Origin of the sequence: Streptococcus sp. FDAARGOS_192 (assembly GCF_002073815.2) — a bacterium.
GTDB classification, from domain to species: domain Bacteria; phylum Bacillota; class Bacilli; order Lactobacillales; family Streptococcaceae; genus Streptococcus; species Streptococcus salivarius_H.
This window is the reverse complement of sequence record NZ_CP020431.2, coordinates 2,004,942-2,018,891: the sequence shown is the minus strand read 5'-3', so window position 1 is coordinate 2,018,891 and position 13,950 is coordinate 2,004,942. Positions and strand designations below refer to the sequence as shown.

The following is a 13,950-nucleotide window of genomic DNA, read 5'->3' as shown; positions in this document are numbered from 1 at the left end:
TCCTATCTAAAGAAACTAAAGTAATAAAAAGCTTTAAGATTTCCCAAATGGGTCGCTTTGTTAAGCATGTGATGCCTCCGTAGTTATGATAGTTTTAAGTTTACACTATTTAGACAATTCTGTCAAATTGGAATTTACTCTCTTTTCTCTCAATTTATCATTGTCACTGCAAAAGAAAAATCTCTTCCTGCTCTTGCAAGAAAAGATTTTTTTATATTAAGCATCTTGTTCTGTTGTTAAGATAGCAAGTGTCTCAATCAAGTTATCGGCATTAACTTCAATAGTATCACCAGTTGCCTTGATTTTAACTTCGACAACACCTTCGCTGGCTTTTTTACCAACTGTCACACGAATTGGAAGTCCAATAAGGTCACTGTCAGAGAATTTAGAACCAACACGCTCATTACGATCATCTGTCAAGACATCATAGCCTTCAGCCATAAGAGCAGCTTCCAAACGTTCTGTCAAAGCATTGGCTTCCTCATCCTTAGTGTTAACTGTAATCAAGTGAACATCATACGGAGCCAATTCTTTAGGGAAGTTAATTCCCCATGCATAGCGGTATTGACCTTTTGGTGTCTTGTTAACAAAGAGACGTGCATGTTGTTCGATTACAGCTGACAAGATACGGCTAACACCGATACCGTAACATCCCATAATGATTGGAACAGCACGGCCATTTTCATCAAGAACGTTAGCACCCATACTTTCAGAGTAACGTGTCCCAAGTTTAAAGATATGACCAATCTCGATACCACGCGCAAACTGAAGGACACCTTGACCATCTGGTGAAATTTCACCCTCTTTAACTTCACGAATATCCACGTATTCTGCCTTGAAGTCACGCTCTGGGTTAACCCCTGTCAAGTGGTAACCATCTTCATTAGCTCCAACGACCGCATTAGCCACGTCTTGAACCTTACGGTCCGCAACGATACGAACATTTTCAGGAAGGTTAACTGGACCAAGAGAACCGAAGTTAGCGCCAAAGACTTGACGTGCTTCATCTTCTGTAGCTGGTTCAAGGAAATCAGCAGCAAGGTAGTTTTTCAACTTCACATCGTTAACCTGATCATTACCGACAAGAAGGGCCACCACTGGTTCATCATCAGCAATGAAAAGCAAAGTCTTGATGGTTTGTTCTTCTGGAACATTCAAGAAAGCAGCAACTTCATCAATTGACTTGCAATCTGGTGTTTCAACTCGAGTCACTTCTTCTTGAGTCACAACCTTGGTCGCTGGTGTGTAGGCGTTTGTTGCCATCTCAAGGTTAGCTGCATAGCTTGACTCTGTAGAGTAGGCAATTGTGTCTTCACCAGATACCAACCACGATGTCAATTCTTTCTTGATTTCTTCCATGACATCTTCTGGAATCTCATCCAATGAAGCAATTGACTTGTCAAGAACTACCCAACGGTTGAGATCTGTACGCTCAGGAGTAACCGCCATGAATTCTTGAGAATCCTTACCACCCATGGCACCACCATCACCGATGATACCCTTAAATTCAAGGCCAGCACGTGTAAAGATAGCCTCATAAGCTTTACGGTAGTCTTCATAAGTGACATCCAAATCTTCATAGTTTTGGTGGAAACTATAAGCATCCTTCATGATAAATTCACGTGTACGAAGAAGACCGTTACGAGGACGTTTTTCATCACGGTATTTTGATTGGATTTGGTAGAGATTAAGTGGCAATTGTTTGTATGATTTAACCGCATCACGAACCAAGGCTGTAAACGTTTCTTCGTGAGTTGGACCGAGGATAAAGTCAGATTTATCACGGTTTTTAAGTTTATAAAGGTCTTCACCGTAAGTTTCATAACGGCCTGACTCACGCCACAAATCTGCTGTCAAAAGCGCTGGCGCCAACATTTCAACCGCACCGATTTTTTCAAACTCCTCACGCATGATGGTTTTGAATTTCTCGATAGCACGATTTGCCAATGGCATATAAGCATAGATACCAGCAGAAACCTGACGCACGTAACCCGCACGTACCATAAGGGCATGACTGATAACTTGAGCATCACTTGGCATTTCACGAAGTGTTGGAATCAACATTTTACTTTGTTTCATCATTTACATACTAAGGAGGCTGGCCCTTGGGTCAAGTCCCTTAGACTTCCTTTCGTTTCTTTGTTTCTAATTAAAAGAAAGCACGCATAATATCATTCCAAGTGACTGCAATCATAAGAACAACCATGATGGCAACACCTGCAAGTGTAATATAGCTTTCAATTTCTTGATTAAGTGGTTTACGACGAATGGCTTCAATAATATTCATAACAATTTTTCCACCGTCAAGGGCTGGAATTGGGATAAGATTGAAAATTCCCAGGTTAATTGAGAGCATCCCCATAAGGTTAAGAATGGAAATCAAGCCATTTTCTGAAGCCTGGGCAGACATCTGGAACATAGCAACCGGTCCACCAAGTTTATTCAAACTAAAGTTGGTGATAAGTCCCTTAAGTGCTACGAGAATTTTGAAGGCCCCTTCCCAAGCCATTTGGAAACCACCAAAAATCTTATCTTTAAGACCTGTTTTTAAAGCAGGAGAAACACCCAAAAAGTAGCTACCTTGGTTCTCCTGAGGTTTAACAGAGATTGTTTCTTCCTGACCGTTACTTCTCTTAACTGTCACAGAAAGGCTGTCACCTTTGGAGAATTTCTGGGTATTCTCTGTCAATGCTTCCTTCAAGCTGTCCCAATCAGTAACCTTGTCCTTATTGATAGCCTCGATGGCATCACCATTTTTCAAGCCTGCCACCTGGGCAGCGCCTCCATCGGCTACCTGGATACGGTTGGTCGATGTATCTTGAACGCCACCCTGAACAAAGGCTAAGATAATAAAGACAAGCACCCCAAGAATGAAGTTATTCATAGGACCAGCAAAGTTGGTAATTAAACGTCCCCAAATGCTTGCATTTTGATATTGGACATCCTTAGGAGCGATACGAAGTTCTGTACCATCCTCCTCAACGATAGTGGCATCATGATCAACCTCATAGGTCTTGGTCTCATCTAGGACTAGACCTGTAATGGTTAACTTATCCTCCAAATCATAGGCAGTGACGTTCATAGGCAAAGCCGTCTGGTCAACCTGGCGATCCGAAAGGTTGATACGTCTTACCTTACCATCTGATCCAATCGTTAGACTGGCAGGGCTACCTGTTTTAATCTCAGTTGTATCTTCACCCCAACCAGCCATACGGACATAACCACCCAAAGGGAGGATACGGATAGTATAAACGGTACCATCCTTACCTGTATGTGCAAAAATTTTCGGTCCCATACCAATGGCAAATTCACGAACCAAAATTCCTGAGCGTTTGGCAAAAAAGAAATGACCAAACTCATGGAAGACGACAATCACACAGAAAATCAGTAAAAAGGTAATAATAGCTTTCATCTAGACACCTCCACTCTTAAAAAAGTCCTAGGAAGTGCATGATTGGGAAAACGAAGATCCAGCTATCGCAACGGTCCAAAACACCACCGTGTCCAGGAATGAGATTGCCTGAGTCTTTAACGCCAAAGTGACGTTTAATAGCTGATTCAACCAAATCACCAAATTGACCAAAGATACTAAAGAGAATCGTACAGATAAGCAACCAGAAGAAGTTATGAGGGGCATAAACGCCGTGGTTAATCAAACCAAAGATAAGAGCCACAATGATTGCGGATAAGATACCACCGACACTACCCTCAATAGTCTTATTTGGTGATACTTTTGGCAATAGCTTATTCTGACCAAATTGACGACCAAAAAGGTAAGCTCCAATATCTGTTGCCCAAACAATAAAAAGGGCAAAGAGAACTTTTTCCCAACTATCCAAACGTGCCGCAATGAGATTTTGGAAACCAAAACCAACATAAAAGGCAGATGCGATTGGATAAGCTGCATCATCAAAAGAATAGTGGTCGCTATTAAGGACAGTCCCTGCTAGAATCAAAAATGAAATAACAGCAAAACCTGTCACACTAGCATTTGTTGGAAGACTGATAAAATACTGATCAATCGGCACAGCCAAGATAAAGGCTGCCACCATTGATAAAATACCCTCGATAGAGAAAATTTCCAAGTGCTTCATGCGAAGCATCTCAGACACTGCAACCATGGCCATGGCTCCAACCAAAAGTTGGAAAGGAAGACCACCGATAAAGAGCAATGGGAGGAAAATGACTGCTGCCACACCCCCACCAATTAAACGTTCTTGCATGAGAGGTCCTTTCTAGACACCACCGAAGCGACGGTGACGTTTATTGTAGTCAGAGATGGCTTGACGTAGCCCTTGCTGGTCAAAATCTGGCCAGAAAACATCTGTGAAGTAAAACTCACTGTAGGCAGATTGCCAAGGCAAGAAGTTACTAAGACGAAGCTCGCCACTCGTACGGATAATCAAATCTGGATCACGGTAGAGGTAAGGCAATTTATCTGTCATCAAATGCTTAGCAATGAGATCTTCATCAATAGCTTCAGGACTGAGTTTGCCTGCTTCAACCTCTTTAGCAATCGCTTGAACTGCAGATACAATCTCCGCACGACCACCATAGTTCAGTGCAAAGTTGAGAACCAAACCGGAATTATGTTTTGTCTGCTCAACTGCCTTTTCAAGAGCATCTAAGGTTTCCTTAGGCAGACGACTGTTATCTCCGATTGTCAAAATACGAACATTGTTTTTGTCTAATTCTGGTACATACTTGTTAAAGAATTCAACTGGCAAATTCATGATGAATTTCACTTCATCTTGTGGGCGTGACCAGTTTTCAGTTGAGAAGGCATACACTGTCAATACCTTAACTCCAAGTTGTGACGCTTCGATAGTTACCTTTTGCAAGGCGTCCATCCCAGCCTTATGCCCCATCACACGTGGTTGTAGACGCTTTTTAGCCCAACGGCCATTTCCATCCATAATAATACCGATATGGTTGGGAATATTGTCTAGAACCTCTTGATGAGATTTTTTTCTAAATTTAAACATGGAATATCCTCTAAATATAGTTTACCCTTTATTTTACCACATTTTCAGGGGTTCTGAACAGCTTTTAATACCGATAAGATTAGAAAACGCAAAAAGACCAGGATTTAACCTAGTCTCAAATACACATCTTAGTTTTCATCAGCAGACTCAATTGCTGAATCTTCTTCGATAATTGTCTTTTTAGTTGTTTCTGCTGCCTCTGTAGTTGGTGCTGGTGTGATTACTTTCATGATTGAACGACTCAAATCAAAGGTCAAGAAGACACCTTCTGCATCCAAAACGATACGGTTATTCTCTTTGTCAATCTCATCAACAATAGCAATCAAACCACCGATTGTTTCAACCTCAGCACCCTTAGCAAGACCTGCAAAACGATCTTCCTGGGCCTTTGCTTGGCGACGACGGCTGAAAGCTACATAAGCAACAATTGCGACCACATAAATGGCCAAAACTAGCATCATATTCATATTTCGTATTCCTCCAATAATTCACTTGGCTACTACTATATCAGATTAAGGCAGGACAAGCAAGACAAATCCTTAGGCAGACCACATAAAAACACTTTCCATCGTAAGGAAAGTGTTGAATGAGATTACATATCTGCTACGTTGTGATATACCTTTTGAACATCATCGTCTGCTTCAAGCGCATCAATAAGTCCTTCGAAAACTTCAAGGTCTTCACCTTCAAGAGTAACCTCAGTTTGTGGAATCATTTCAAGTTCAGTCACTTGGAACTCTTCTTGTCCGTTAGCACGGAGAGCTTCCAAAGCTTTGTGAAGATCTGTTGGCTCAGTATAAACAGTGATAGTACCATCTTCTGCTTCTACATCTTCAACTTCTACATCTGCTTCAAGCAATTGTTCAAAGATTGCGTCTGCATCTTCACCTGCAAAAACGATAACACCTTTTTTATCAAACATGTATGAAACAGAACCTGAAGCACCCATGTTACCACCGTTTTTACCAAAGGCAGTACGTACGTTAGCAGCTGTACGGTTAACGTTTGAAGTCAAAGTATCTACGATAATCATAGAACCATTTGGTCCAAAACCTTCATAACGTCCTTCAACGAAAGTTTCATCAGTGTTACCTTTAGCCTTATCAATGGCCTTATCAATAACGTGTTTTGGCACTTGCGCTTGTTTAGCACGCTCCAAAACAAATTTCAAAGCTGAGTTTGATTCTGGATCTGGTTCACCTTGTTTAGCAGCCACATAAATTTCGACACCAAACTTAGCGTAAACCTTAGAGTTTGCACCATCTTTAGCAGTTTTCTTAGCAACGATATTAGCCCATTTACGTCCCATGGGATTCACCTCTTCTAAGAGATTTGTATCTCTGATTTGTTTTTTCTTTTTTGAAAATAGCAAAGCTTGCTAAATTCACAATCCCTTACATTATAGCACTTTGACTGCCGTTAGTAAAATTGAAATAAATCCTAAGCATTTATCATATGAAACATTTACTCAGTCCCCTCTCCCAAACGAATAATCTTATCAAAATATGGTTCATTTTCCTTTATAAGATGGTGGGTAACCGTGATATAAGTGATATTAGGATCACTTAATAAAAGGTGCTCAATACGAGTAGCATTATTATGGTCAAGATTTGCAGTGGCTTCATCAAAAATCACAACAGAACTTCCTTTTAAAAACGCTCTTATCAGGCCTATTCTTTGTTTTTGACCCTCCGAAAAGCTACCGTCGCTTACTTGCTCATCTATACGGTTTAAGAAAGATAAAAGATTAACTCTTTCAAGAACTTTCTTGATTTGTGTATCAGTAATAGCTTCATTCCAAAGGGTTAGATTGTTCCTCAAGGTATCATTATAGATATGAGTTTGACTCCCAATATAGGCACATTCAGACACGATTGAGTTCTCATCAATCTCTTTTGACTCCAATTTTCCAAACAAGATTTTTCCCTCGTAATCTTTAAGATTACCTAGGAATATATTAAGCAGGGTTGACTTCCCACTACCTGAGCATCCAGTAATAGCATACTTACCTCCTTTTTTAAAGGTTTGGGTGAATCCCTCAAAAATAGCCTTATCTCCAAAATGATAACTTACATTCTCAAAGCGAACATCCTGAATAGTCGCTATGCAAGTCTTTGGACCCTCTGGAAAATCGTGAAATTTTTTTAAGATAGGATCGACAGACTTAATTGTCACTTGCAGCTGATTAATGGTGGATAGAGAGTTAAAAATATTACCTGATATCTGACCCACAGAAGCAATGGTACCTACGGCAATATTCCCAAAAATAATTAACAAGCCAGTTAGAAGAAGTATCAACATCTGAGCGGCAACTGAAAATAAAGCCATCAGCGTCTCTGTGCTAGTATTTCTTTTTGTAAAAATAATTTTTTGTACAATATATTTCTCAACAATGGACCTCACTTGTCTAAGAAATATCTGTTTACGACTGGCGTAATAAACATCCGCATATCCATATAACTGATCGCTTATTCCAGAAACAAGCTCCTCATTCGCTTGGGAAAATTTCTCCATTGATTTCTGCATTTTATTGGTAAATGGTTTGGGAAGATAGGTCAGACACAAAGTTAAAAAAATGGCTAACAGAACAATCCTTACATCATAACTTAATAAGGCAATAATTGAAAACAAAGTAGTGAATACTGTTGAACAAAGGGTATAAATACTTGTAAAGCCATTTGATTCAATCAATTGGATATCATTATTTAATACTGAGAGATGCTCTCCAATATCACTCTTTCTGAATTCACTAAAAGAATGGTGAATAATTTTACTAAGATAAGACTGACGAATAGACAAAGTCATTTTCTGGATTAGTTTTGTTTGATTTACAGCAATAATATAATTTAAAACTAAATAAATAACGTAAAGCCCTATCTCTAAACCTAATAAAGCTAAAAAGGATTGGATTCGCTTCGATACCAGCTGATTAGTCATTAAAGCCAAGGTTACCGAAGCACTCACGAAAATAGCAGCAGTCAAGGCTAACAGTAAGATATGAACTAAATTTTCATATTTGTATTTAAGAATATAGGTTCTCATAGATTTCCTCACAATCTAAATCACCTTGGTATTTAGTCAGTTGGATAAATTGAAGACATGGGAACTCAATATATCCATTGAAAATTAAAAACCATAGTGATATCGTACTATGGTCTTAGTTTATTCTATTTTTTAACTCACTCTATAAAATTGTCATATAGTGGAATTTAGCAACTCTTGATACTCTGATTCCTTAGTAAGCAATAAATTTTCCGCACCTAAAGTCCTAAGAGTTTCTAAACACCCCTCAATTAGATTTCTCCCTTCAGTAACTTCACCTGACTTTATCAAGTAGGTTCCCATTACAAATATCAACTCATGTCTTTCATATAATAAAACCTCAGGAATTCCACTATCATTGACTAAATCTAAGTAGTATTTCGCAGAATCTAGTTCATCACGCCGTAAAAACTCATAAGCTGCATTAATAAGAAGACTAAGTCGAATTCTTTGATTTGAGTCGCTCTTTCCAAAAAGGCTAGTTCTATACACGATCTCCTTGGTCAAAACATTAAGTGTCTGGGTGGAAATAAACGACATACTATTTCCTAATATGATTAACTCTCTTTTTCCCCATTGTTCAATGCTAAAAAGATAGTCTGTTAATTCCCTTACCTTATTTTCATCAACTTCTTTATTTGAAACACTTACCAAAAAAGATTCTAGCATAATACTGTTATAGAGAAATGATTTGTCTTGTGTGAGCTCAAATTTATGACGCTCTTCTCCAGCGTACTTCTGTAACAATAAACTATCGTTTTGATAATAAGCCTTACTAGCACTTTCTAATAACTTTTCAGTATGAGTTGGATTATCTTGAGATAAAATACCATAGAACTCTTCAATACTGACATCCAATTTATCTAACAAAAGAAAAAATCTAGATAATGAGATATCAGATTCTCCACGTTCAAATTTTGATAGGAAAGATACTGATAAATAATCACTAGCAAGTTCTTTCAATGTCAAATTCTTTGATAAACGAATTTTTTTCAACAAAGCACCCATTTCCACAGGTCCAATCATGATTCATCCTCCTATACTTGAACTAATTATAGCAACAATCATTTCTAAATTAAAGAGCCACAAAACCCAACTAGCCAGTCCAAAAAGTTTAAAATGAAAATTCGTAAATTAACCTACAAGAAATCATTAATGGAGGGTTTTAGCCTACAAATGTATAAAAAAAGACCAGCCAAAGCTGATCTTATCTGAGAATTACAAGCGAGCGTTAAGTTCTGCTCCAAGTTCTTCAAATCCTGGTTTACCAAGAAGGGCGAACATGTTTTTCTTGTATGCTTCTACACCTGGTTGGTCGAATGGGTTGATAGCATTCAAATAACCTGAAAGGGCAATAGCAATTTCAAAGAAGTAGATGATGTAACCCAATGTAAAGGCATCTTGTTCAGGAAGAGTGATGAACATGTTTGGCACATCACCATCTGTGTGAGCAAGAAGAACACCGTCTGTTGCTTTTTTGTTAACAAAGTCAACATCTTTACCTTGGAGGTAACCAAGTCCATCAAGATCTTCTTCCAATTCAGGGATAATCACGTTCTTACGTGGTTTTTCCACACGAACAACTGTCTCAAAGAGGTTACGTGTACCTTCTTGGATAAATTGTCCAAGAGAGTGCAAGTCTGTTGAGAAGTTTGCTGATGTTGGGTAGATACCTCTTTGGTCTTTACCTTCAGATTCACCAGCCAATTGTTTCCACCATTCTGAGAAGTATTGAAGTGATGGTTCGTAGTTAGCCAAGATTTCAGTTGTGTAACCTTTACGGTAAAGGATGTTACGAAGTGCAGCGTATTGGTAAGCTTCGTTTTCAGAGATTTTAGATGAAGAATACTCTTTACGTGCAGCGTTAGCACCTTCCATAAGGGCTTTGATATCAGCACCTGAAGCTGCGATTGGCAAGAGACCTACAGCTGTCAATACTGAGAAACGTCCACCGATGTCATCTGGAACAACGAAAGTTTCCCAACCATTAGCATCTGCTTCAACTTTAACGGCACCTTTTTGGCGGTCAGTTGTTGCGTAGATACGTTTGTTTGCTTCTTCTTGACCGTATTTCTTAACAAGGAGTTCCTTGAAAACACGGAAAGCGATAGCTGGTTCAGTTGTTGTACCTGATTTAGAGATAACGTTAACTGAGAAGTCTTTATCTTCAACATACTCAAGCAAGTCTGCAAGATAAGTTGATGAAATTGAGTTACCAGCGTAAACGATTTGTGGAGCTTTGCGTTCTTCTTTTGTTTGAAGGTTAGCAAAGTGATGATTCAAGAAGTCAATAGCTGCTTTGGCACCAAGGTAAGAACCACCGATACCGATAACAACCAAAACATCGCTTTCTTCTTTGATTTTTTCAGCAGCTTTCAAAATACGATCAAATTCTTCACGATCGTAGTTTTCTGGAAGGTCACGCCATCCAAGGAAGTCTGCCCCTGGGCCAGTTCCTTTGCGAATCATTTCGTCTGCTACTGTTACTTGTGCTTGAAGGTTGTCCACTTCGTGTGGTGCTACAAATTTATCCAAAACTTTTGAATAATCAAATGTAATATGAGCCATTAGTCTCTCCTTATAAAAATTCAATTATAGCTTCTAGTTTACTCTTTTATTTGTCTTTTGACAATGTTTTTTACCCTTATTAGGTCATAATAGGATACAGTTTCTACTTAAATGTTAATTCTGCTTCAAGACCGTAGTGGTCACTTACCAAAGGTTGATTATTGCCATCAAAAATCACGCTAAGGCGCTCTACTGTCCAATCTTGGCTAGCAAAGACATAATCGATACGTAAAGGCTCTTCATTGCCCTTCCAGCCATCGATACCTGGTCCAACTGTATAGCTACCAGTTGTTTCTTTAGCTACTTCAAAACTATCTTGAAGATTGAGCGAGCTAGCCAAGATGGCTTGATGACCTTCGCGACCTGCTGGGTTATTAAAGTCACCTGCTAGGATGAGCGGTTTCCCAATAGCTTTGAAACGTTCCTCAATACGTGCCCACTCTTCTTGGAAACCTTTGTCCCACCATGAAAGGTGAACACTAGCAACAGCAACTTCTCGGCCATCTACAGTAGTTTCAGCAACTGCTACACGGCGTGTATGGTAGTCAGTTGGATCATCAACATCTGAAACCAAGATTTCGCTCGCTGTCAATGGTTGACGTGACAAGACGGCAACCCCCTCATTAAGGTGATCATAACCAATGTGATTATAGGCCCAAGTCCAATGGTACTGAAGACCTTCTTCAGCTAACTTTTCCACAAGAAGACGGACAAAGTGATCTTGGTGGATTGGTGTTGCTGATGGAAGTGCATGATAGTAAGCATCCGTGTCCACAACAGAAGTCTCTATTTCTTGGTTAACTTCCTGGAAGCAAATAATATCATACTTAGCCTTTAGGATCTGTTCCTTTAAGGTTTGGAATTTTCCTTCAGCATCTTCTTCCATCCAACTGTGAGTATTTAAAGTTAGAAATTTCATAAGTTTATCCCTCTTCTGACTTGCATCTAGAAATGACATAGGGTCATTTACAAACAAAACAGCCCAAGGGCTGTCTGCTTGTTTATCGTTTAGCAAATTAAAGTTCTACTTTTGCAACTGGAGCGTTAGCAGCCAATTTACCTGTATGTTCTACTTTAACTGATTTGATTGCATCTGCATTTGTAAAGACAACAACTGTAGATGTTTCACGACCTGCTTCACGGATAGCATCAAGGTTTGCTTCAACCAAGAGGTCACCTGCAGCAACTGTTTGACCTTCAGTAACTTTAACGTCGAATGGTTTACCTTCAAGACTAACAGTGTCAAGTCCGATGTGAACCAAAACTTCAAGACCATTGTCTGTTACCAAACCAAGAGCGTGTTTAGTTGGGAAGATGCTTGTCACTTTACCAGCTACTGGTGAAACGATGTGGCCATTTTCAGGCTCAACTGCAAATCCGTCTCCCATCATTTTTTGTGAGAATACTGGGTCTTTAACATCTTCGATGTTGATAACTTGACCATCAGCAACTGAATGCACTTCATCTGTCACACCTTTGAAGTTAGCTTCTGCTTTTTGAACAGCAGTCATTTGACTTGGAAGTGTTTCAGGAATAACTTCACCTGAATCAAGAACGTCTTGAATATCAGATTTCAATACGTCTGCTTTAGGACCATAGATAGCTTGAACCCCTTGTCCTTTCATGACAAGACCCATAGCTCCTTCAGCTTTCCATTGTTCCTCAGTTCCGACTTTATCAGCTTCTTTAACAGTAACACGGAGACGAGTCATACATGCGTCAACGTCGACGATGTTAGCACGTCCACCAAGAAGGTTGATGATATTGATAACTTGTGAGCTTGCTGAGCTTGTTCCAGCACTTGCTGCTGCACCATCTCCTGCAGGGGCATCATCACCTTGCTCGTAGTTACCGTTACGTCCTGGTGTAGCGTAGTCAAATTTCTTAATCATGAAGTTTGCGATGAAGAACATGATAACACCAAAGAGTACAGTTACCCAAATGAAGTTAACGATATCCATCGCCAAACCAGCGTTAATAGCGAGTGGTGTACGTGTCAAGAACTCGATAGAACCGAATGAGTGAACACGAAGGTTAACGATATCAGCCATGGCAAAGGCACATCCTTGTACCAAAGCATAAACGATGTAAAGTGGAGTAGCCACGAACATGAACATGTACTCGATTGGCTCTGTTACCCCTGTCAAGAATGTTGCAAGTGCAGTTGCAGTCAACATCCCTTTGTATTGATGTTTTTTATCATCATCGACGTTACGGTAGATGGCTACTACGATACCCATCAAGATACCGAATGAACCGATCATTTGACCAACTTTAAAGCGGGCTGGTGTAACAGATTCAAGAAGGTGTTTGTATTGTTCTGGGTGTGCACCTTTAAGGTTTGCAAGGTCAGTAACCCAAGCAAGCCAGAGTGGGTCTTGACCCAATACTTCAGTACCTTTAGCGGCACCAGTCAATACGTGGTAAGTACCACCCAATTGAGTGTAGTTAATTGGGATAGTCAACATGTGGTGGAGACCAAATGGCAAGAGAAGACGTTCCAAAGTACCGAACAAGAACGGTGCCAAGATTGGAGCAGTTTCTTTTGAGTTGGCAATCCACATACCGAAGCCGTTGATTCCAGATTGGATAACTGGCCATACAATAGCAAGAACGATAGCTGCAATAGCTGAACGAAGAATGACTACGAATGGTACGAAACGTTTACCATTGAAGAATGACAAAGCTTCTGGCAATTTACGGAAGTTATAGTATTTGTTGAAGGCAGTAGCTCCGATGAAACCAGAGATGATACCTACGAACACACCCATGTTGAGGGCTGGAGCTTCCATAACACTGATGAAGTAATCAGATACCTTGATTGATTGACCAAAAATGGTGTGGACTGTAGCAGCCTTATCAGCAAGAATATCTGAAGTAACACCAAAGATTGAACCAGTCAAACGGTTAATCAAGATAAAGGCAAGACCTGCCGCAAAGGCACCGCCTGCACGTTCCTTAGCCCAGCTACCACCAATGGCAAGGGCGAACAAGATGTGAAGGTTACCAATAACCCCCCAACCAATCTGCTCAAGAAATCCACCAGTAATAACGAGTGGTGCCACGTTTGGATTAATCATGGCAACTGTTTTACCGAGTGAGATCATGAGACCTGCTGCTGGCATAACTGCGATAACAACCATGAGGGCTTTACCGAATTTTTGCCAGAACTCAAAGCCAAATTTTTCTTTTAGCTTATTCATTTCATTTCCTCCTACGTTTCGATGCAAACGCTTGCATAACTTATGTAATTATTATAGCATCTTTTTACGATTTGTAAAGCGTTTTCTTAAACTTTTTTGATTTTTTTTTACAAAGAGAAGCCCCCTAGCAAAAACTGGGGGACTCAGGCATT

11 protein-coding genes are annotated in these 13,950 nt (G+C 39.8%); all 11 read right to left on the bottom strand.

The window, feature by feature from the left end:
* Positions 1–216: 216 nt before the first annotated feature.
* The 11 genes from A6J31_RS10415 to A6J31_RS10365 all read right to left on the bottom strand — a co-directional run bounded on the left by A6J31_RS10415 (position 217) and on the right by A6J31_RS10365 (position 13,798).
* Positions 217–2,079: a proline--tRNA ligase gene (locus tag A6J31_RS10415; RefSeq protein ID WP_096832809.1), complete on the bottom strand. Its 1,863-nt coding sequence runs from the start codon at positions 2,077–2,079 to the stop codon at positions 217–219.
* A 70-nt stretch (positions 2,080–2,149) separates the two neighbouring features.
* Positions 2,150–3,412, bottom strand: a complete 1,263-nt coding sequence (gene rseP / locus A6J31_RS10410) for an RIP metalloprotease RseP (protein WP_064525471.1) — start codon at positions 3,410–3,412, stop codon at positions 2,150–2,152.
* 16 nt (positions 3,413–3,428) lie between these two features.
* Positions 3,429–4,223: a phosphatidate cytidylyltransferase gene (locus A6J31_RS10405; protein ID WP_080611136.1), complete on the bottom strand. Its 795-nt coding sequence runs from the start codon at positions 4,221–4,223 to the stop codon at positions 3,429–3,431.
* Positions 4,224–4,235: 12 nt separating this feature from the next.
* Entirely contained in the window at positions 4,236–4,985 is a 750-nt protein-coding gene (locus A6J31_RS10400; RefSeq protein ID WP_002886457.1) for an isoprenyl transferase, read from the bottom strand.
* Positions 4,986–5,113: 128 nt separating this feature from the next.
* Complete coding sequence (locus tag A6J31_RS10395) at positions 5,114–5,452, bottom strand: preprotein translocase subunit YajC (protein WP_014633826.1); 339 nt, start codon at positions 5,450–5,452, stop codon at positions 5,114–5,116.
* A 125-nt stretch (positions 5,453–5,577) separates the two neighbouring features.
* Positions 5,578–6,294 carry a YebC/PmpR family DNA-binding transcriptional regulator gene (locus A6J31_RS10390; RefSeq protein WP_002883635.1) on the bottom strand — a complete coding sequence of 239 codons (717 nt, stop codon included), beginning with the start codon at positions 6,292–6,294 and terminating at the stop codon, positions 5,578–5,580.
* Between the two features lie 155 nt (positions 6,295–6,449).
* Complete coding sequence (locus A6J31_RS10385) at positions 6,450–8,027, bottom strand: ATP-binding cassette domain-containing protein (RefSeq protein WP_080611134.1); 1,578 nt, start codon at positions 8,025–8,027, stop codon at positions 6,450–6,452.
* 153 nt (positions 8,028–8,180) lie between these two features.
* Positions 8,181–9,053 (bottom strand): helix-turn-helix domain-containing protein, encoded by an 873-nt coding sequence (locus A6J31_RS10380; RefSeq protein ID WP_013989987.1) that lies wholly within the window; start codon positions 9,051–9,053, stop codon positions 8,181–8,183.
* 192 nt (positions 9,054–9,245) lie between these two features.
* Positions 9,246–10,595, bottom strand: a complete 1,350-nt coding sequence (locus tag A6J31_RS10375; RefSeq protein WP_002883580.1) for a glucose-6-phosphate isomerase — start codon at positions 10,593–10,595, stop codon at positions 9,246–9,248.
* Between the two features lie 103 nt (positions 10,596–10,698).
* Positions 10,699–11,514: an endonuclease/exonuclease/phosphatase family protein gene (locus A6J31_RS10370; RefSeq protein WP_021143492.1), complete on the bottom strand. Its 816-nt coding sequence runs from the start codon at positions 11,512–11,514 to the stop codon at positions 10,699–10,701.
* Between the two features lie 97 nt (positions 11,515–11,611).
* Positions 11,612–13,798, bottom strand: a complete 2,187-nt coding sequence (locus A6J31_RS10365; protein ID WP_105291385.1) for a PTS transporter subunit IIBC — start codon at positions 13,796–13,798, stop codon at positions 11,612–11,614.
* Positions 13,799–13,950: the final 152 nt, after the last annotated feature.